Annotated in this window: 17 protein-coding genes, 1 other RNA gene, 1 pseudogene and 1 riboswitch; of the genes and pseudogenes, 9 read left to right on the top strand and 10 right to left on the bottom strand. The window is 75.7% G+C overall.

The genetic code is table 11. From position 1 onward, the window contains the following. Positions 1-7 precede the first annotated feature (7 nt). The 6 genes from RM590_RS27520 to RM590_RS27545 all read right to left on the bottom strand — a co-directional run bounded on the left by RM590_RS27520 (position 8) and on the right by RM590_RS27545 (position 6,599). On the bottom strand, positions 8-838 hold the full coding sequence (locus RM590_RS27520) for an ECF transporter S component (protein ID WP_311707427.1): 831 nt from the start codon (positions 836-838) through the stop codon (positions 8-10). Beyond that, complete coding sequence (locus tag RM590_RS27525) at positions 835-2,472, bottom strand: ABC transporter ATP-binding protein (protein WP_311707428.1); 1,638 nt, start codon at positions 2,470-2,472, stop codon at positions 835-837. Before RM590_RS27525 ends, RM590_RS27520 begins: the two co-directional genes overlap by 4 nt. After that, positions 2,469-3,701 carry an energy-coupling factor transporter transmembrane component T gene (locus RM590_RS27530; RefSeq protein WP_311707429.1) on the bottom strand — a complete coding sequence of 411 codons (1,233 nt, stop codon included), beginning with the start codon at positions 3,699-3,701 and terminating at the stop codon, positions 2,469-2,471. Before RM590_RS27530 ends, RM590_RS27525 begins: the two co-directional genes overlap by 4 nt. Before the next feature lie 9 nt (positions 3,702-3,710). Then, positions 3,711-4,394 (bottom strand): SCO2322 family protein, encoded by a 684-nt coding sequence (locus RM590_RS27535; RefSeq protein WP_311707430.1) that lies wholly within the window; start codon positions 4,392-4,394, stop codon positions 3,711-3,713. Then, complete coding sequence (locus tag RM590_RS27540) at positions 4,391-5,710, bottom strand: prenyltransferase/squalene oxidase repeat-containing protein (RefSeq protein ID WP_311707431.1); 1,320 nt, start codon at positions 5,708-5,710, stop codon at positions 4,391-4,393. Before RM590_RS27540 ends, RM590_RS27535 begins: the two co-directional genes overlap by 4 nt. Before the next feature lie 123 nt (positions 5,711-5,833). Further along, positions 5,834-5,983: riboswitch (cobalamin riboswitch) on the bottom strand. Between the two features lies 1 nt (position 5,984). Next, positions 5,985-6,599, bottom strand: a complete 615-nt coding sequence (locus RM590_RS27545) for a TetR family transcriptional regulator (protein WP_311707432.1) — start codon at positions 6,597-6,599, stop codon at positions 5,985-5,987. Between the two features lie 148 nt (positions 6,600-6,747). Between RM590_RS27545 and RM590_RS27550 the strand changes: the two genes are divergently transcribed. The 3 genes from RM590_RS27550 to RM590_RS27560 are packed head-to-tail and all read left to right on the top strand — an operon-like array spanning position 6,748 to position 9,849. Then, positions 6,748-8,031 carry a glycosyltransferase family 4 protein gene (locus RM590_RS27550; protein WP_311707433.1) on the top strand — a complete coding sequence of 428 codons (1,284 nt, stop codon included), beginning with the start codon at positions 6,748-6,750 and terminating at the stop codon, positions 8,029-8,031. Between the two features lie 4 nt (positions 8,032-8,035). Continuing rightward, a complete protein-coding gene (locus RM590_RS27555; protein ID WP_311707434.1) occupies positions 8,036-8,761 on the top strand; it encodes a class I SAM-dependent methyltransferase in 726 nt (241 codons plus the stop codon). Continuing rightward, positions 8,758-9,849, top strand: a complete 1,092-nt coding sequence (locus RM590_RS27560) for a prenyltransferase (RefSeq protein ID WP_311707435.1) — start codon at positions 8,758-8,760, stop codon at positions 9,847-9,849. Before RM590_RS27555 ends, RM590_RS27560 begins: the two co-directional genes overlap by 4 nt. Before the next feature lie 54 nt (positions 9,850-9,903). Here RM590_RS27560 and RM590_RS27565 read toward each other — a convergent pair whose 3' ends face one another. The 3 genes from RM590_RS27565 to RM590_RS27575 all read right to left on the bottom strand — a co-directional run bounded on the left by RM590_RS27565 (position 9,904) and on the right by RM590_RS27575 (position 12,867). Then, positions 9,904-10,743, bottom strand: coding sequence for a DUF5336 domain-containing protein (locus RM590_RS27565; RefSeq protein WP_311707436.1), 840 nt, complete (start codon positions 10,741-10,743; stop codon positions 9,904-9,906). Positions 10,744-10,880: 137 nt separating this feature from the next. Then, complete coding sequence (locus RM590_RS27570) at positions 10,881-11,564, bottom strand: class I SAM-dependent methyltransferase (protein WP_311707437.1); 684 nt, start codon at positions 11,562-11,564, stop codon at positions 10,881-10,883. A 34-nt stretch (positions 11,565-11,598) separates the two neighbouring features. Further along, positions 11,599-12,867 (bottom strand): hypothetical protein, encoded by a 1,269-nt coding sequence (locus RM590_RS27575; protein ID WP_311707438.1) that lies wholly within the window; start codon positions 12,865-12,867, stop codon positions 11,599-11,601. A gap of 183 nt (positions 12,868-13,050) precedes the next feature. On the opposite strand from RM590_RS27575, the gene RM590_RS27580 reads away from it, so the two are divergent. From RM590_RS27580 to RM590_RS27590, 3 genes are read left to right on the top strand one after another with little or no spacing between them, the layout of a single operon-like run. Continuing rightward, the gene (locus tag RM590_RS27580) at positions 13,051-13,902 is read left to right on the top strand and encodes a Nif3-like dinuclear metal center hexameric protein (RefSeq protein ID WP_311707439.1); all 852 of its coding nucleotides are present in this window, start codon (positions 13,051-13,053) and stop codon (positions 13,900-13,902) included. Then, positions 13,899-14,642: a zinc ribbon domain-containing protein gene (locus RM590_RS27585; protein WP_311707450.1), complete on the top strand. Its 744-nt coding sequence runs from the start codon at positions 13,899-13,901 to the stop codon at positions 14,640-14,642. Before RM590_RS27580 ends, RM590_RS27585 begins: the two co-directional genes overlap by 4 nt. Continuing rightward, positions 14,642-15,769, top strand: coding sequence for a bifunctional RNase H/acid phosphatase (locus tag RM590_RS27590; protein ID WP_311707440.1), 1,128 nt, complete (start codon positions 14,642-14,644; stop codon positions 15,767-15,769). The genes RM590_RS27585 and RM590_RS27590 overlap by 1 nt, the downstream gene beginning before the upstream one ends. Here RM590_RS27590 and yaaA read toward each other — a convergent pair. Continuing rightward, the gene (gene yaaA, locus RM590_RS27595; protein ID WP_311707441.1) at positions 15,756-16,535 is read right to left on the bottom strand and encodes a peroxide stress protein YaaA; all 780 of its coding nucleotides are present in this window, start codon (positions 16,533-16,535) and stop codon (positions 15,756-15,758) included. The genes RM590_RS27590 and yaaA overlap by 14 nt on opposite strands. 42 nt (positions 16,536-16,577) lie before the next feature. On the opposite strand from yaaA, the gene RM590_RS27600 reads away from it, so the two are divergent. The 3 genes and pseudogenes from RM590_RS27600 to rnpB all read left to right on the top strand — a co-directional run bounded on the left by RM590_RS27600 (position 16,578) and on the right by rnpB (position 18,662). Beyond that, a complete protein-coding gene (locus RM590_RS27600; RefSeq protein ID WP_311707442.1) occupies positions 16,578-17,390 on the top strand; it encodes an AraC family transcriptional regulator in 813 nt (270 codons plus the stop codon). A 73-nt stretch (positions 17,391-17,463) separates the two neighbouring features. After that, positions 17,464-18,171, top strand: a pseudogene (locus tag RM590_RS27605) (DMT family transporter); the annotation flags it as partial. An 86-nt stretch (positions 18,172-18,257) separates the two neighbouring features. Next, positions 18,258-18,662: RNase P RNA component class A (gene rnpB, locus RM590_RS27610), an RNA gene on the top strand. Positions 18,663-18,850 lie beyond the last annotated feature (188 nt).

Genomic DNA, 18,850 nt, shown 5'->3' on the forward strand with positions numbered 1-18,850 from the left:
ATTCCCCTCATATGAAGCGCGCCGGCGCGTCGAACGCCGCTCGGCGTGTGGCCCGGCGCAGGGCGCGCAGCACGCTCCCCCCGCAGAGCAGGATCAGCACCACGGTCAGCAGCGCGCGCGGTATGTCCCAGCCCAGCGAGGTCGCCAGCACATAGGCGAGGTAACGCGCCAGGTTCTCCGGCAGCGGATCGCCCGGCACGAACGAGATGCCGCTGCTCATCCCCGCGATGTACGGCCAGCCCTGGAGGTTCATCACCAGCCCGTAGAACAGCGAGGAGACCGCGCCATAGGCGGCCAGCAGCGCCAGTTCGGCCCGCCCGCGCAGCGACCGGGCCCCCGGCAGCAGCCCGGCGCCCATCGTCACCCAGCCCATGGCCAGCATCTGGAACGGCATCCAGGGCCCCACGCCGCCCGTCAGCAGCGCCGAGGCGAACATCGACACCGAGCCCAGCACAAAGCCGAAGCCCGGCCCCAGGACCCGGCCGGAGAGCACCATCAGGAAGAACATCGGCTGGAGCCCGGCCGTGCCCGCGCCCAGCGGGCGCAGCGCCGCACCGGCCGCCGCCAGCACGCCGAGCATCGCCACCGCCTTGGCGTCCAGGCCGGTGTCCGCGATGGTGGCGGCCACCACGGCCAGCAGCAGCGGCAGCAGCAGCGCGAACAGCCAGGGCGCGTCGGACGAGTGGGCCAGCCCCGAGGCCGAACTCGCCAGCAGCGGCCAGCCGAACGCCACCACGCCCGTCGCGGAGACCAGCGCCAGCGCCGCCGCCGACCGCCAGCCGAGCCGCACCGGCCGCACCGGCCGTTCCCGCTGTATCGGTCGCTCCGTGCCGGTCACGCCGCGTCCGGCACGTCGTCGAGGGCCGCCCGCACCTGCGGCACGGTGAGCCACGGATCCGGGGCGAGCACCTTGGTCACCTGCGGGGCGAAGGACGGCGAGGCGACCAGCACCTCGGCGGTCGGCCCGTCCGCGACGACCTCGCCCTCGGCCAGCACGACCGTCCGGTGGGCGAGTTCGGCGGCCAGCTCCACGTCGTGGGTGGCCAGCACGACGCCGTGGCCGGCCGCCGCCAGCTCGCGCAGCACGCCGATCAGCCGCGCCTTGGCGGCGTAGTCCAGGCCCCGGGTCGGCTCGTCCAGCAGCAGCACGGGCGGCGCGGCCGTGAGGATCACCGCCAGCGCCAGCACCAGCCGCTGGCCCTCCGACAGGTCCCGGGGGTGCGCCTCGTCCGGCACCTCCGGCAGCAGCCGCGTGACCAGCGCCCGGCAGGTGCCGGGCGAAGCGCCCGCGTCGCCGTCGGCCGCGGCGCACTCGGCGGCCACCGTCTCGGCGAACAGCAGATCGCGCGGGTCCTGCGGCACCAGCCCCACGCCGCGCAGCAGCGCGCCGGGCCGGGCGCGGTGCGGCACCAGCGCCGCGCCGTCCGGCCCGGCCACCGCCACCTCGCCGCCGGCCGGGGCGTGCATGCCGACGAACGTCCGCAGCAGCGTCGACTTGCCCGCGCCGTTGCGGCCCATCAGCGCCACCGTCTCGCCCGGCCGCACCGTCAGGTCCACGCCGCGCAGCACCTCGGTCCGCTCCCGGCGCACGGCCAGCCGGCGGGCGGTGAGCAGCGGCGCGCCCGGGCCGGGGCCGGCGACGGGTATCGGGCGCCGGGCGGCCAGCCGCCTGCGCAGCGGCGCGGCCCGGCGCCGGGCGTCGCGGACCGTGAGCGGCAGCGGGTTCCAGCCCGCCAGCCGGCCCAGCGCCACCACCGGCGGATGCACGGGGGAGCGGGCCATGACCGTGGCCGGGTCGCCCAGCACGGGCGCGGCGCCGGGCCCGGGCAGCAGCAGAACGCGGTCGGCGTACTGCACGACGCGCTCCAGCCGGTGCTCGGCCATCAGGACCGTGGTGCCCAGGTCGTGCACCAGGCGGGTGAGCACCGCCAGCACCTCCTCGGCGGCGGCCGGGTCGAGCGCGGAGGTCGGCTCGTCCAGCACCAGCACGCGGGGGTGCGGCGTGAGAACGGAGCCGATGGCCACGCGCTGCTGCTGGCCGCCGGAGAGCGTGGCGATGGGCCGGTCGCGCAGCGCCGCGAGGCCGAGCAGGTCCAGCGTCTCCTCCACCCGGCGCCGCATGGTGGCCGGTGGCAGGCCCAACGACTCCATGCCATAGGCGAGTTCGTCCTCGACCGTGTCGGTGACGAAGTGCGCGAGCGGGTCCTGGCCCACCGTGCCCACCACATCGGCCAGATTGCGCGGCCGGTGCTCGCGGGTGTCGCGCCCGTCGACGGTGACCCGGCCGCGCAGCGTGCCGCCGGTGAAGTGCGGCACGAGCCCCGAAACGGTGCCCAGCAGCGTGGACTTGCCCACCCCGGAGGGGCCGACGACGAGGCACAGCTCGCCCTCGGGGACCGTCAGGTCCACCGGCCCGAGGGCCGGCGCGGCGGCGTCCGCGTAGGTGACGGACACCTGGGAGAAACGGATCATGTGGTCCCCTCCGGAACCTCGTGGACGTAACCCTCGCCGCGCCGCTCCCCAACGTCACGGCCGCGCCCGACGGGTGCGGCCGGGCGGGGCGCGACCACCGCGGGCAGCAGCCCGAGCAGCACGGCCGCCGCCGCCCCGGGCGGCAGGGCGGGCGCGGTCAGCGGAACGGCGGGCGGGTTGAGCGCCGCGGGATCGGCGCCGGCGGCCCAGCCCACCAGCAGGGCGACGGCGGCCCCCGCGCCGGCCACCAGCCAGGCGCGCGGCCCCCAGCGGTCCGGCCGGTAGCGGGTGCGGACGCTGCGCCGGCCGCCCAGCCACAGCCCGCCGAGCGCGGCGGCCAGTCCGCCCACCAGCAACGGCAGCCCCAGCCCCGCGCCCTCCGCCGCCAGCAGACCGTACGAGCCGGCGCACACGCCCAGCAGCCCGCCGAGCGTGAGCGCCGTGGTGGTGTGTCGAACCGCGCGTGGCACCTGGGCCGTGCGCCCGTAGCCGCGGGCGTCCATCGCGGCGGCGAGCGCCACGGAACGTTCCAACGCGCCCTCCAGCACAGGCCGCGCCACCCGTATCAGCGCCCGGGCACCCCGGTCGGTCCGGCCGCGCAGCCGCCGGGCGTCCCGCATCCGCAGCAGATCGGCGACGAGGTGCGGGGCGAACGTCATGGCCACCACGACCGCCACGCCCACCTCGTACAGCGCGCCCGGCAGCGACTTCAGCAGCCGCGCCGGGTTGGCCAGGGCGTTCGCCGCGCCCAGGCAGATCAGCAGGGTCGCCAGCTTCAGCCCGTCGCAGGCCGCGAACACCACCGACTCCGCCGTCACCCGGCCGCCGATCCGCACGCTCTGCGTCCACTCCGGCAGCGGCACCTCGGGCAGCGTGAACAGCACCTCGGTGCCGCCGATCGGGGAGCCCAGCAGCACGGCGAACACCACCCGGATCGCCACCACGAGCGCGCCCAGCGCCAGGAAGAAGCCGAAGGCGTGCGCCCAGGGCGCGTCCGTGCGGCGCGCGGCCACCACATAGCCGGCCACGGCGATGATCAGGCCCAGCAGCAGCGGGTTGGTGGTGCGGGACGCGGCGGCGGCCAGGCCCAGCGCCCACAGCCACCACGCCCCGGCGTGCAGCGCGTTGCTCCGGTTCGCCCGCGGGGCCAGAACGCCGGCCGCCGCGCCCGCTCCCCGCCACCGCGCCGCCCGGCCGGGCGGCGCCTTCGGCACGCGTCCGTCGCACATGGCGGCCGGTCAGCCCCGGCGCCGCCGGGCGCGCACCACGGCGGCCGCGGCCAGCAGCACCACCACGCCCGCGCCCGCGGCCAGGGCGCCGGCGGAGCCGCCGCCACCGCCGTCCTCGGCGTCGCCCTCCGACGCGTTCGACTCCTCGGAGCCGCCGCCGAGTTGGTCGGCGCAGCCGCGTTCGGGATAGCCGGCGATCGCGCACAGCAGGGCGTCGGAGTTGTACCGCAACGGCTCGGCCGTCGCCGCCAGCGCCTCGGCCGCCGTGCCCCCGTCCGGGAGTTCGGCGCACTCGGTGCGCGGCTGCGGCGGCGACTCGCCGCCCGGCGCGTCCTCGGCGGTCCCGAAGTCGATGACGAGCGCGACCCGTTCACCGCCGGACTCCGCGGCGTCGCCGCAGATCGCCGCGAAGTCGCTCTCGCCGCGCGGCTCCTGGGTGTCGGAGGACTCGGTGCTCACCGCGAACCGGAACCCCAGCACATCCCCGTCCGATGGCCGCAGCGTGCCCGGCCCCTGGGTCGCGTACGCCCACCCGCCGTCGGCCTCGTCCCAGGTCCAGAACGACCAGTACCGGTAGCCGGAGTCGTCCGCCGCCGCGGGCGCCGCGCCCGCCCCGGCGACCAGACCCGCCAGCCCCAGCAGGACGGCCATGGCCAGCGGCGCACGGCGGCCCCACGGCAGCCAGCCGGTCATGCGCGGCGGGCCTTGCGCAGGGTCAGCACCACGCCGATGGCGATGCCCACCAACAGGCCGGCGCCGACCACCCACACGACCGCGCCCGGGCCCCCGTCGTCGTCCTCGGCCGCGCCCGCGCCGCCGTTCGCGCCCCCGGCGTCGTCCGGGTCGGGGCCGAGCGCGTTGAGCTGGTCGATCAGGTTCGTCCCGCCGAAGTCCTCCGGCGGCACCCCGCTCGCGTGCGCGGCCAGCACCAGCGTGCCCAGCGCGGTCGGGCTCGCCGCGTAGTCCGGCCACTCGGCGTGGTGCTCGATCAGCCAGTTGAGCGGGCCCTGCCGCTCCTCGGCCAGGCCGCCCGCCGACAGGGCGAGCACGGCCCGCGCGGTGGCCAGGTAGTCCGCCTGCTCCTCGCCGCCGGGCGGCGTGGACACCAGGTGCTGGCCGCCCTCGTCGAGCGCGCCGGCCAGATACGCGGCACCGGCCGCGCCCGCCGCCTCGTTCGGCGCCAACGCGTCCGCCCCGTCCGGCGATTCGCTCGCCGTGGCCTCCTCCGTCGGGCCGCCGTCCGCCGCGTCGCCGCACCCCAGGGGCTGGGCCGTGGCCTCCGGGACCTCCGGGTCCACCACCAGCCCGCTGCCGTAGGCGCCGAGCACCGCGTCCACCGTCGCCAGGTCGCTGACGAACAGATCCCCGCTCTCCGGGTCCGGCTGCCAGGCGAACGCCCCGCGCTCGTTCTCGTTCGCGGTGTCGCAGCCCAACTGGAAGCCCAGCAGCGCGTCATAGGGCGAGTTGCCGTCCCGCTCCACCTCGCCCGGCTGCTGCCCGGCGGCGGCGAACGCGCCGATGACCAGCGCCGTGGAGTTGGCGTCCGAGGCGCCGCCGGGGTTGAAGCTCCAGCCGCCGTCCGCGTTCTGCACGCCGGTCAGCCAGGTCAGCGCCGAGTCCACCGCCGCCTCGTGGCCGCCCAGCGCGGCCAGCGCCTGCACGGCGAGCGCGGTGGCGTTGGTGTCGGCGCCGGACACGTCGCCGCACGGCTGGGCCGGGTCGGGGCGGTAGGAGAGGAACGAACCGTCGTCGCACTGCTGGCCGGTCAGCCAGTCCACCGCCTCCCCGGCCGGGGTGTAGCCGGCGGTGTGGTGCGCGAGCAGCGCGACGGACTGCCGCCACACGCCGTCGTAACTCGGGTCGGCGTCGCCGAACAGCCCGGCGGGCGGCTCGGCGGCCGCCGGGGACTGGGCGAACGCGGCGCCGGCCGGGGCCGTCAGCAGGACGGCGGCGCCGGCCAGCGCGACGGCGCCGGTGAACCGTCGGCGCGGATTGGAAGGGAGGGACACGCGGATGCCTTTCGCTGTGCTGGTCCGCCGGCACGGCTAACCACCACGGCGCGGGGACGCGCTGCGGGGGCACCCGGCTCAGCGCCGTACTCCTCGACGGTGCCCGTCACTCGCGTGACCGGAGGCCAGTGCGCACCACGGGCAGGCGTTCCGGCTCGCGGGCACCGGTGGGGCCGGGCCCGCTCACGGCTGCGGGTCAGCGCCGGAATCGCACCGGCTTCCCCTGCTCGTGGCTATGACTGAAAAAGCCATACTAGCGGCGCGCGGAGCCCTCCTATGACGGCGGGGACGGGGCCCGGCTCATCAGGCGGCAGGCGGTCTCGATGTCCGCGTGGGCCTCGGCGAGGGTGGTGTTTCCGGACAGCCAGTACAGCAACGACGAGTGCCACGTGTGCTGGATGACCCGCACCGCGCTCATGTGCGCCTCCGCCTCCGGCCCGGTCAGCCCCGAGGCGTCCATCAGCAGCGTCGAGGTCAGCCGCGACACCGCGCCGACCTCCGCCCGCGCCGAGCCGTCGGCGAACTGCAGCGCCCGCATCATCGCCTCCGCCAGCCGCGGTTCGCGCTGATGGGAACGGAACGCCCGCTTCAGGGTGCGCACCAGCCGCTCGGCCGGGTCCCGTTCGGTCAGCGGCCGTTCGCGCAGCGTGGCGTGCAACTGCTCCAACTGGTCGTGCAGCACGCCCAGCAGCAGATGGATCTTGGACGGGAAGTAGCGGTAGAGGGTCCCGAGCGCGACCTGCGCCGACTCGGCGACCTCCCGCATCTGCACGGCCTCGAAGCCGCCCGCCGCCGCGAGCTCCGTGCTGACGTCCAGAATCCGCCGCCTGCGGGCCTGTTGCCGCTCCGTCCTGGCCGGGGCGGCCGGCTGGGGTCCTCGGGAGGTCATGGTGGGCGCTCCGGAGCCGGACTCGACAAACGGGGGCAGTTTACTCGGCAAGCGCGCGTGGTGATAATCACCTGGCTCGGGACATTTCCGCTGACGGGAAGCGCGTTATGGTCAGTACCCGCGAGTAGCAACAGGCAGAGGGGGCGGCGTGGCAGTCGAGGCCGACCAGGACCGCCCGCTCCGGGTCGGCCTGCTGACCTACAAGGGGAACCCGTTCTGCGGCGGTCAGGGCGTCTACGTCCGCCACCTCTCCCGCGAACTGGCCCGGCTCGGCCACCATGTCGAGGTCATCGGCGCCCAGCCCTACCCCGTCCTCGACGACGGCGTTCCCCTCACCGAGCTGCCCAGCCTCGACCTCTACCGCGAGCCCGACCCGTTCCGCACCCCCGGGCGCGGCGAGTACCGGGACTGGATCGACGTCCTGGAAGTGGCCACCATGTGGACCGGCGGCTTCCCCGAGCCGCTGACGTTCTCCCTCCGGGCCCGCCGCGAACTCGCCGCCCGGCGCGGCGAGTTCGACGTGATTCACGACAATCAGACGCTGGGCTACGGCCTGCTCGGCCTGCACCGCCTCGGCCTGCCGCTGGTCACCACCATCCACCACCCCATCACCGTGGACCGCCGCCTCGAACTGGCCGCCGCCCGGGACCGCAAGCGCCGCTGGTCCGTGCGCCGCTGGTACGGCTTCACGCGCATGCAGAAACGCGTCGCCCGCCTGCTGCCGACCGTGCTCACCGTCTCCGGCGCCGCCCGCCGCGAGATCATCGACGACTTTGCCGTCCGCCCCGAGCGCGTGCACGTCGTGCCCATCGGCGCCGACGCCCGCGTCTTCCACCCCGACCCGGCCGTGCCCCGGGTCCCCGGCCGGATCGTCACCACCTCCAGCGCCGACGTGCCCCTCAAGGGCCTGGTCCACCTCGTCGAGGCGCTGGCCAAGGTCCGCACCGAACACCCCGCCGCCCACCTCGTCGTCGTCGGCCACCGGCCCGGCGACGGGCCGGTCGCCGACGCGCTGGACCGCTTCGGGCTGCGGCACTGCGTCGAGTTCGTCAAGGGCATCAGCGACGCCGAGCTGGCCGGCCTGGTGCGCGGCGCCCAAGTTGCCTGCGTCCCCTCGCTCTACGAGGGCTTCTGCCTGCCCGCCGCCGAGGCCATGGCCGCCGGCACCCCCCTGGTCGCCACCACCGGCGGCGCCATCCCCGAGGTCGCCGGCCCCGACGGCGAGACCTGCCTGGCCGTGCCGCCCGGCGACGCCGGCGCCCTGGCCGCCGCCCTCGGCCGGCTCCTCGCCGACGAGGACCTGCGCGCCCGGATCGCCACCGCCGGCCGCGCCCGCGTCCTTGGCCGCTTCACCTGGGAACAGGCCGCCCGCGGCACCGCGGAGCACTACCGGGCCGCGCTGGCGGCGGGCCCCGGGCAACGAAGGAGCTGACCGCGTGCTGACCGTGGACTTCACCCGCTTTCCCCTCGCCCCCGGCGACCGCGTCCTGGACCTGGGCTGCGGCGCGGGACGGCACGCGTTCGAGTGCTACCGGCGCGGCGCCCACGTCGTCGCCCTGGACCGCGACGGCGCCGAGGTCGCCACCACCGCCCGCTGGCTGGCCGCCATGCGCGAGGCCGGCGAGGCCCCAACGGGCGCCGCCGCCCTGGCCGTTGAGGGCGACGCCCTCGCCCTGCCGTTCCCCGACGACTCCTTCGACGCGCTCATCGTCTCCGAGATCATGGAGCACATCCCGGACGACAAGGGCCTGCTCGCCGAGGCGGTCCGCGTGCTGCGCCCCGGCGGCCGGATCGCCGTCACCGTGCCCCGTTACGGGCCCGAACGCGTCTGCTGGGCGCTGTCCGACGCCTACCACCAGGTCGAGGGCGGCCACATCCGCATCTACCGCGCCGACGAACTCCTCGCGCGCCTCACCGAGGCCGGCCTGCGCCCCTATGGCACGCACCATGCCCACGCGCTCCACGCGCCCTACTGGTGGCTCAAGTGCGCCCTCGGCGTGGACAACGACACCGCCCTGCCGGTCCGCGCCTACCACAAGCTGCTCGTCTGGGACCTGATGAAGCGCCCGCTGGCCACCCGCGCCGCCGAGAGCCTCCTCAACCCCGTGCTCGGCAAGAGCTTCGTCGCCTACGCCACCAAGCCGCGCCTGGGGCGTGCGTGAGGCGCCCGGAGCGCACCGAACGGCTCGCGCTGCCCGGGGTGCTCACGCCCCGGCAGGCCGCTGCCACCGCCGCCGGCATCGCCGCCGTCCAGTGCCCCGACGGCGCCATACCCTGGTTCGCCGGCCACCATCTCGACCCCTGGGACCACGTCGAGGCCGCCATGGCGCTGGACACCGCGGGCGAACACGAGCGCGCCGCCGCCGCCTACGCCTGGCTCGCCGCCCACCAGAACGCCGACGGCTCCTGGTACGCCGCCTACGCCGACGGCGCCGCCGCCCGCCCCACCGACCGCGGCAAGGAGAGCAACTTCTGCGCCTATCCGGCCGTTGGCGTGCTCCACCACTATCTCGCCACCGGCGACGAGGAGTTCCGCCGCCGCATGTGGCCCATGGTCGCCGCGGCCATCGAGTTCACCCTCGGCCTCCAGCAGGACGGCGGCCAGCTCGGCTGGCGCCGCGAGCCCGACGGCACCGCCGTCCCCGACGCCCTGCTCACCGGCTCCGCCTCGGTCCACCAGGCGCTGCGCTGCGCCCTCGCGCTCGCCGAGTTGGAACGCGCCCCCCAGCCCGACTGGGAACTGGCCGCCGGGCGCCTCGGCCACGCCGTGCGCGCCCACCCCGAACGCTTCCTCGACAAGTCCCGCTACTCCATGGACTGGTACTACCCGGTGCTGGCCGGCGCGGTGCGCGGCCCCGCGGCGACCGCCCGGCTGGCCGCGCGCTGGGACGACTTCGCCGTCCCGGGCCTGGGCGTGCGCTGCGTCGCGGGCAACCCCTGGGTCACCGGCGGCGAGAGCGCCGAACTGGCCCTCGCCCTGTGGGCGGCCGGCCAGGACGCCCGGGCCGTGGAGGTGCTGCGCTGGATCGGCCATCTGCGCGCCGAGGACGGCCTGTACTGGACCGGCTACGTCTACGCCGACGACGCGGTGTGGCCGGCCGAGCTGACGACGTGGACCGCCGGGGCTGTGCTGCTGGCCGTGGCCGCGCTCACGGGCGACGAGCCCACCCGCGCCGTGTTCGGCGGCGAACGGCTGCCCACCGGCCTGGACCCCGACCCGGGCTGCTGCCTCGGGCGGGAGACGGCATGAGAAACGGCGGTGGCCCGAAGGCCACCGCCGTTTCCGTCAGTTGGTTACGCGTGTTCAGCCGCGCTGGATCCCCGAGGTGTCCTGAAGCACGCCACGGCGGCCGTCCTGGGTCTGCGCGACCAGGGCCTGCCCCCGCTGCTCGACGGCCAGGTACCAGGTGCCCGGCGCCAGTTCGGCCACCGGGGTCGGCGACCCGTCCTCGCCGTACAGCGGCCGGGAGGCCGGCACGGCGAACCAGAACGGCTGGAAGTTCGGGTCGGCGGCACCCGGCGCCGGCGTGGCCGGCACGGCCTGCGTCGGCTGGTGCTGGATCCCCGGCTGACCCGGCTGCGGCTGACCCGGCTGACCGGGCTGCACGCCGTACGGCTGCTGCTGCTGCGGGGCGCCGCCCGGGTAGCCGTAGCCCGGCTGCGGCGCGCCGTAGGGCTGGCCGGCGCCCGGGGCACCCGGCTGCGGGCTGGGGTTGGCCGACAGGAGCGGCAGCTTCAGGGCGGGCACCAGCGGGGTGGCGACCGCGCCACCGGCCAGCACCAGGGCGGCGATGAGCCCGAGGATCAGACCGGAGCCCGCCTCCAGTCCTTCGGGGCCACCAATCATCGTCCAGAGCCCGGCCCAGGCGGAGCTCACCGTCAGCGCGATGCCCCACTGGTCCAGCCGCAGCCCCGCCAACTCCTTGGTGGGCTGCGCCACGAAACGCGAGGAGATGATCAGCGCGGCGCCGATGATGCCGGCGAGGAAGAGCGAGGGCAGTACCGGGAACCAGTCCGACGACCAGCCGTTCCAGCTCGGAGTGCCGCCTTCGGCAGCCCAGGCGTCCAGGAACGAGGCGATGAACAGCACGATCGCTGCCCCGCCTACCAGTGCATCGCCTCGGGAGAGCGAGCGGTTGTTCACGTCAGATCCTTCGTCGTTCTCGTCGTCATGGTCGGGTCAGGAAACCGGGAGGCCCCATCGTACGGATGATGTCCCCCCGGGTCCCGGGGAAGGGGCTTACTGTTTCCCAGGCGACACGCTTGTGATGCCGCCGTGACCTAGCAGCCACCGGGTCCCGTACGTCTGAGCACGCGCAGCGACCCGCACTCGGACACCTCGGTGAAGGCGCCGCCGGTCAGGGCCCGCCGCCAGACACGGTACGGTGCCTGGCCGCCGTCGGCCGGGTCGGGGAACACATCGTGGATCACCAGCAGCCCGCCCTCCGCGAGCTGCGGGACCCAGCTCTCGAAGTCGGCCGTGGCATGGGCCTCGGTGTGCCCGCCGTCGATGAAGACCAGGCCGAACCGGCCGCCGCCGCCCCCGCCGAGCGCCGCCGCCGCCTGCGGCGACCGCCCGACCACGGCGACCACGTGCTCCTCCAGGCCGGCCTCCGCCAGGGTGCGGCGGAGGAACGGCAGCGTGTCCACGCGGCCCGGATCGCTGGGATCGGCCAGCTCCGGGTCGTGGTACTCCTGCCCCGGCTGCTGCTCCTCGCTGCCCCGGTGATGGTCCACGGTCACGGCGACCGTGCCGGCCCGGCGGGCGGCGTCGGCGAGCAGCAGCGTGGAACGGCCGCAGTAGCTGCCGATCTCAAACAGCGGCAGCCGCAGCGCGCTCGCGGCCTCGGTGGCCGCCGCGTGCAGCGCGCGGCCCTCGTCGGCCGGCATGAAGCCCTTCGCCGCCTCGAAGGCGTCGAAGACGTCCTGCTCCACTTTTCCCCCTGTGCCGGTCGTGTGCCCCATGCTGCACCATGCGTTCGAACGCCGTGCGCGCGGGTCAGCCGATGCGGGCCAGCGGCGCCTGCTGGAGTGGTACCGGCTTGGCCACCTGCGCCGGAGGCTCGGGGTGCTCGGCGGGCCGGTCGGTGGCCGCCGGATCCGCCGCGTTCCCGGCGCTCGGCGGCTCCTCGGGCACCGTGGGCTCCCCGGTCGCCACCTCCGCGTTCTCCGCCTTCGCCACTTCCTGGTCGGGCTGCGAAGCCGGCTCGGACGACGCCTCGGACGACGCCTCGGGCGCGGGCTCGGGCGACGCCGGACTCCGCGGGGGATCGGGCACGTCCAGCCGGGCCAGGCCGCACGGCGTGTGCTCCGAGACATACGGCAGCAACAGCCGGCCGTCCACCGTCCACAGCCCCGCGCCCGCCAGCCAGCCCTCCGGCGCGGCCAGATGCTGGAGCTCCCGCTGCCCGGCGCGCCACACCGCCACCCAGTCCGCCACATCCGTGGTCATCCGCAGCGCCACCCCGCAGCTCTCGGGCACCAGCGCCTGCCCCGGCTGCACGGCGAACGGCGTGACGCGCACGCCCCCCTCCGGATGCAGCGCCTCCGGGAAACGCACCGGCCGGTGGCTGCCCAGCACCCCCCAGCCGATGCGGTCCTCGCCCGGCGCGTCCGAGCGCACCAGCAGCAGCCCGCTGTCCGGATCGGCCAGCAGCAGCCGGTCGTTGCTGTCCTCGGCGATCCGCAGCAACTCGGCCGGCTCGCCGCCGTGCTGCACGTCCACCGTCACCGTTCGCGTGCGTCCCGACTCGTCCGTGCGGTCCAGCGCCAGCAGCCGGCCGTCGCCGTCCAGCCAGGCGCCGCCCGCGCAGCTCCCGGCCAGCACCGTCACCAGCTCCGGGCCGAACGCGCCGCCGCACACCAGCCACAGCGCGGTGCCCGGCGCCGAGCCCCCGGTCTGCGACGCCAGCGCGTACACACGCGCCCCGTCCGGCGCGGGCGGCAGCAGCGTCAGCCGCTCGCACTCCACCGCGCCGAGCAGCAGCTCACCGGTGTCGGGCCCGGAGGGGTAGAGCAGCGAGAAGTGGTAACGGCCGTCCGCCCGGCGGGCGATGAGCACCCGCCCGTCGGCCAGCGGCTGCAACGCGCTGTCCGAGTCCTCCGGCTGTCCGCCGGGCAGCCGGACCGCGTACGGCTCGGGGCCGTCCAGAGTCCAGCGCTCCGGGCACCAGCCGCCGTCGCCGTATCCGGCGATCAGTCGGGCCGCGTAGGCACCTCCGGCCGCGATCGTCAGCGGCACGGGCAGCAACGCCGGTCGGGCCGTCATAAGTCGCTCACCTCCAGCGAGGACGCTAGGTTCGCACTGCGAGCCGAACAACTCGGCAGCTACGGCTTCATACATAAGGGTGACCGTTGCCCGTTTTACAAGATCAACCGGGGTCCGGTGTGCATCCGCGTCAACTCCCCCGGGGCAGGTCCCGGGGCCCCGGCGGACAGGTAGCCTGGGCCCGTGCCCGTACTCTCCGACGTGATTGCCGCGCTCGACACTCTATGGCCCCGGGAGCGGGCCGAGGCGTGGGACGCCGTGGGTCCCGTCTGCGGTGACCCCGGCGCCGAGGTGAGCCGGGTGCTGTTCGCCGTTGACCCCGTCCAGGAGGTCGCCGAGGAGGCGGTGGCGCTGGGCGCCGAGCTGCTGGTCACCCACCACCCGCTCTATCTGCGCGGCACCACCTCGGTCGCGGCCGACACGTTCAAGGGCCGCGTCGTGCACACCCTGATCCGCAACGGCGTCGCCCTCCACGTCGCCCACACCAACGCCGACCGGGCCGACCCCGGCGTCTCCGACGCCCTCGCGGCCGCCCTCGGCCTGCGCGTCACCGGGCCCCTGGTGCCCGACCCGAGCGACCCCGCCGGCCGGCGCGGCCTGGGCCGGATCTGCGAGCTCGACGTCCCGCTGACGCTGGCCGAGTTCACCGAGCTCGCCGCCGCCCGGCTGCCCGCCACCGCCCAGGGCGTCCGCGCCTCCGGCGCCCCCGACCGGCCGGTGCGCACCGTCGCCGTCTGCGGCGGCGCGGGCGACGGCCTGTTCGCCGAGGTCCGGGCCGCCGGCGCCGACGCCTACCTCACCGCCGACCTGCGGCACCACCCCGCCTCCGAGGCCACCGAGCACGCCCCGCTCGCGCTGGTGGACGCCGCGCACTGGGCCACCGAGTGGCCCTGGTGCGAGCAGGCCGCCGCGCAGCTCGACGCCGTTTCGGAACGGAACGGCTGGGGCCTGCGCGTTCACGTCTCGCACCGGGTCACCGACCCCTGGACCGCCCACCGTCCCTCCCTCCGTATCCGAGAAGGAGCCCCCAACTGAACGCCGCGCCCGCCGATCAGATCCGCCTCCTCGACGTCCAGGCCCTGGACGTCCGGCTGACCCAGCTCGCGCACCGGCGCGAAACCCTGCCGGAGCACGCCGAGATCCGCGAGCTGGACAGCGAGCTCGCCCAGCAGCGCGACCTCCTGGTGGCCGCGCGCACCGAGGAGAGTGACACCGCCCGGGAGCAGACGAAGGCCGAGCAGGACGTCGACCAGGTGCGCCAGCGCGCCGCCCGCGACCAGCAGCGCCTGGACTCCGGCATGGTCACCAACCCCCGGGACCTGGAGAGCCTCCAGAGCGAGATCGCCTCGCTCGCCCGGCGCCAGGACGACCTGGAGACCATCGTGCTGGACATCATGGAGCGCCAGGAGGCCGCCCAGGCCCGCGCCAAGGAACTGGCCGCCGCCCTCGAGGCGTTGGAGGCCAAGGCCGCCGAGGCGGCCGGCCGCCGCGACGCCGCGCTCGCCGAGATCGACGCCGACGCCGCCTCGGTGCGCGCCGAGCGCGCCGACGTGGCCGCCGCCGTCCCCGCCGACCTGCTGAAGCTCTACGAGAAGCTGCGCGAGCAGCAGGGCGGCGTCGGCGCCGCCCGCCTCTACCAGCGGCGCTGCGAGGGCTGCCGCCTGGAGCTGAACATCACCGAGCTCAACGAGGTGCGCGCCGCCGCCCCGGACGCCGTCGTCCGCTGCGAGAACTGCCGCCGCATCCTCGTGCGCACCCCCGAGTCCGGACTGTGATGCGGGAGTTCATCGTCGAGGCGGACGGCGGGTCCCGGGGCAACCCGGGGCCGGCCGGCTACGGCGCCCTGGTGCGCGACGCGGCGACCGGCCGGGTGCTGGCCGAGTCGGCGGAGTTCATCGGCACCGCCACCAACAACGTCGCCGAGTACCGCGGCCTGATCGCCGGGCTGCGCGCGGCGTACGCCCTGGACCCGGACGCCACCGTGCGCGTTCGCATGGACTCCAAGCTGGTCGTCGAGCAGATGTCGGGCCGCTGGCAGATCAAGCACCCGGCCATGCGGCCGCTGGCGCTGGAGGCCAGGGAGGTCTTCCCGGCCAGCGCCGTGCGCTACGAGTGGATCCCGCGCGAGCGCAACAAGGACGCCGACCGGCTGGCCAACGAGGCGATGGACGCCGGTCGGCGCGGCGAGGTGTGGCAGCCCCGCCGCCAGGCCGAACCGGAGGCGGCCCCGCCCCCGGCCGCGGTGGGCTGGGGCCCGGCGACCGGCACGCCCACCACGTTGCTGCTGCTGCGGCACGGCGAGACGGCGCTCACCCCGCAGAAGCGGTTCTCCGGCAGCGGCGGCGACGACCCGCCGCTGTCCGACACCGGCCGCCGGCAGGCCGAGGCCGTCGCCGAGGCGCTGGCCGCGGCCGGGGTGCAGGCGATCGTCAGCTCCCCGCTGGCCCGCTGCCGTGGGACCGCCGAGCCGCTGGCCGCCCGGCTGGGCCTGAACGTCCGTTACGAAGAGGGCTTCCGGGAAACGGACTTCGGCGCCTGGGAGGGCCTGACGTTCGCCGAGGCGCGGGAGCGGCACCCGCGCGACATCGCCGCCTGGCTCGCCTCGCCCGACGCCGAACCGACCGGCGGCGGCGAGAGCTTCACCGCCGTGGCCCGCCGGGTCGCCGTGGCCCGCGACAAGACGATCGCCCGCCACGCGGGCCGCACCGTCCTGCTCGTCACCCACGTCACCCCGGTGAAGACGCTGCTGCGGCTGGCCCTGGACGCCCCGCCCGCCGCGATGTTCCGCATGGAGCTGGCCCCGGCCGCCCTCTCCGAGATCGCCTACTACCCGGACGGCAACGCCAGCGTCCGCCGCTTCAACGACACCGGCCACCTGGAGCGTTCGCTCACACCTCGGTGACCACCACGTCCAGTTGGCCCGGCGCGCTCTCCTCCACGGTCCAGCCGAGGTCCCGCAGCGCGCCGGTCAGCCCGGCCGGGGTGCGCGGCAGGGGGCCCGCCTCCAGCAGGCCGCGCACCAGCCGGCCCTTGGTCGCCTTGTTGAAGTGGCTGACCACCGACCGCTTCTCGACCCCGTTCACCAGCCGGGACTGGAGCACCCGCACCGTCACGGTGCGCCGCGCCGGCTCCCCGGCCGGCCGCCACATCGCCGCGTAGGCCGACGACCGCAGGTCCAGCACCGGGCCCGAACCGGCCGCGGCGGGCAGCGCCTCGGCCAGCGGCCCCCGCCAGAACGCGGACAGCGCGCCGATCCCCGGCAGCTTCACCCCGCCCGAACACCGGTACGCCGGGATCCGGTCGGTGATCCGCACCGCGCCCCACAGGCCGGAGAAGATCAGCAACGACGCCCGGGCCCGCCGCCGCGCCGCCGGGGACAGCGACCCCAGGCCGAGCGCGTCGTACAGCACCCCGGTGTAGACCTCGCCCGCCGGGCGGGCGGGGGCCGTGCGCAGCGCCGCGTTCCGCACGACCTCGCCGCGCAGGCCCTCGCTCAGCCCCAGCACCTCGCGGGCCTTGTCGGCGTCGCCGGAGCACAGCGTGATCAGCTCGTCCAGCACCCGGCCGCGGGCCGCGGTCAGTTCGGGCAACGACAGCGCGCCGAGATCCACCGGCGACCCGGTCGTTCTCTCGGCCTTCCCCTCGGACGGCGGCAGCAGTACCAGCACGGACAGAAGCGTACGGCAGGCCGCCGGGGCACACTTCGCGTCATGGACCACGCCACCTGGACGCGGATCGCCCTCACCCCGGGCGCCCGGCCGCTCGACCTGATGACCGCGCGCTTCCGGGAGCACCGCTACGCGCCGCACGCGCACGAGGAGTTCGCCGTGGGCGTGTGCACCGACGGCCTGGAGACCATCCGTTACCGGGGCGCGCACCATCTGGCCGGGCCCGGGGCAGTCGTCGTCCTCGAACCGGGCGAACCTCACACCGGCGGCCCCGCCACCGCCTCGGGCTTCGCCTACCGCGTGCTCTACCCCGGCGCCGCGCTCATGGCCGAGGGCGTCACCCGCCGCCCGCACTTCCCCGAGCCCGTCATCGACGACCCCGCCCTGGCCGCCGCCCTGCGCCGCGCCCACCGCGCCAGCGCCGACCTGTTGCGCGCGGAGTCCGAACTGCTCCCCCTGCTCACCGCGCTGGCCTGCCGCCACGCCGGCGCCCACCCCCGGCCGGCGCCGCGCGGCGGGGAACGGATCGCCGCCGCCGTCCGCGCCCGGCTCGCCGACGAACTGCGCACGCCGCCCACGCTGGCCCGGGTCGCCGAGGACCTCGGCCTCTCCCGTTTCCAGGTGCTGCGCGCGTTCCACGCGGCCACGGGCATGCCGCCCTACGCCTGGCTCGCCCAGCACCGCGTCGCCCGGGCCCGCGCCCTGCTGGACGCCGGGCGCCGCCCGGCCCAGGCCGCGGCCGAGGTGGGCTTCGCCGACCAGGCGCATCTGACGCGGTGGTTCCGGCGGGTGCTGGGCGTCACGCCCGGGGCGTACCGCAACAGCGTTCAAGACAGCGCCCGCCGCCGCCCCTGACCCTGGGCGCATGTCTCCGCGCGGCTGGTTCCTCTTCGCCCTGATGAGCGTCATCTGGGGCATCCCGTACCTGATGATCAAGGTGGCCGTGGACGGCGTGTCCGTTCCGGTGCTCGTCTTCGCCCGCACCGCGCTCGGCGCGCTGCTCCTGCTGCCACTGGCCCTGCGCGGCCTGCCCGCGCTGCGCGCCCGCCTGCCACCCCTGCTCGCCTTCGCCGCCTGCGAGATCATCGGCCCCTGGTGGCTGCTGTCCGACGCCGAGCGTCACCTCAGCAGCTCCCTGACCGGCCTGCTGATCGCCGCCGTCCCGGTGGTCGCGGTGTCCCTGGCCCGGCTCACCGGCGACCGCGAACGCCTGGGCGCCCGCCGCTGGACCGGTCTGGCGGTGGGCCTGGGCGGCGTCGCGGTGCTGGCGGCCCCCAAGCTGAGCGGCGGCGGCGCCTGGCCGGTGACCGAGGTGCTGCTGACCGCCGTCGGCTACGCGGCGGCGCCGCTCATCGCCGCCCGCCACCTGCGGAACGTTCCCACTCTGCCGCTGACAGCCGGCTGCCTGGGCCTGGCCGCGCTGGTCTACGCGCCACCGGCGCTGGCCACCTGGCCGGCCGAGCTCCCGGCGGGCAAGGTCCTGGCGTCGCTGGCTGGGCTGGGTGTGATCTGCACGGCCCTCGGCTTCGTCGTCTTCTTCGAGCTGATCCGCGAGGTGGGCACCTCCCGGGCGATGGTGTTCACCTACGTCAACCCCGCGGTGGCCGTCGCGGCGGGCGTCGCGTTCCTCGACGAGCCCCTGACCGGCACGATCGTCGCGGCCTTCGCCCTCATCCTGTGCGGCTCGTTCCTGGCCACCGGTAGACTGGAAAGCACGGCGGACGAGCCGGCCGGGCGGCCGCGTCGGGATCCTCGCGATCCCGCCGAGGAACGTCCGGGCTCCGCAGGGCAGGGTGGTAGGTAACGCCTACCTGGGGTGACCCACGGGAAAGTGCCACAGAAAACAGACCGCCGGGGACTCCGGTCCCCGGTAAGGGTGAAACGGTGGTGTAAGAGACCACCAGCGCCCAGGGTGACCTGGGCGGCTCGGTAAACCCCACCCGGAGCAAGGTCAAGAAGGGGCCACCGACAGGTGACCCTGCGCGGATGACTGAGGGCGGCCCGCCCGAGTCCGCGGGTAGACCGCACGAGACCGGTGGCGACACCGGCCCTAGATGGATGGCCGCCTCCTCCGGGCGCCGCGAGGCCCCGGGGAGACAGAACCCGGCGTACAGGCCGACTCGTCCGCCGCCACCTGGGACTTCACCTCGGAAAGGGCCTCTGACCTGCAATGCCGGTGACTTAGCGTGTTTGCGCAGGTGGCGGTGGGTGCTTGGTGATGGTGAGCGTGTATCGGACGTTGGCCTCGGTGTAGCGGGTGCCGCGTTTTTTGACTTCGAAGGTGTTCTTGATCGGTTTCTTGGCCCGGTCGCAGC

This window comes from Streptomyces litchfieldiae, assembly GCF_031845365.1.
GTDB lineage: Bacteria > Actinomycetota > Actinomycetes > Streptomycetales > Streptomycetaceae > Streptomyces > Streptomyces litchfieldiae.

Excerpts from the sequence above, each read along its gene's own strand:
- RM590_RS27525 (WP_311707428.1), bottom strand. The coding sequence starts at position 2,472 with ATGATCCGTTTCTCCCAGGTGTCCGTCACCTACGCGGACGCCGCCGCG.
- RM590_RS27530 (WP_311707429.1), bottom strand. The coding sequence starts at position 3,701 with ATGTGCGACGGACGCGTGCCGAAGGCGCCGCCCGGCCGGGCGGCGCGG.
- RM590_RS27535 (WP_311707430.1), bottom strand. The coding sequence starts at position 4,394 with ATGACCGGCTGGCTGCCGTGGGGCCGCCGTGCGCCGCTGGCCATGGCC.
- RM590_RS27545 (WP_311707432.1), bottom strand. The coding sequence starts at position 6,599 with ATGACCTCCCGAGGACCCCAGCCGGCCGCCCCGGCCAGGACGGAGCGG.
- RM590_RS27570 (WP_311707437.1), bottom strand. The coding sequence starts at position 11,564 with ATGGGGCACACGACCGGCACAGGGGGAAAAGTGGAGCAGGACGTCTTC.
- RM590_RS27575 (WP_311707438.1), bottom strand. The coding sequence starts at position 12,867 with ATGACGGCCCGACCGGCGTTGCTGCCCGTGCCGCTGACGATCGCGGCC.
- RM590_RS27590 (WP_311707440.1), top strand. The coding sequence starts at position 14,642 with ATGCGGGAGTTCATCGTCGAGGCGGACGGCGGGTCCCGGGGCAACCCG.
- RM590_RS27600 (WP_311707442.1), top strand. The coding sequence starts at position 16,578 with ATGGACCACGCCACCTGGACGCGGATCGCCCTCACCCCGGGCGCCCGG.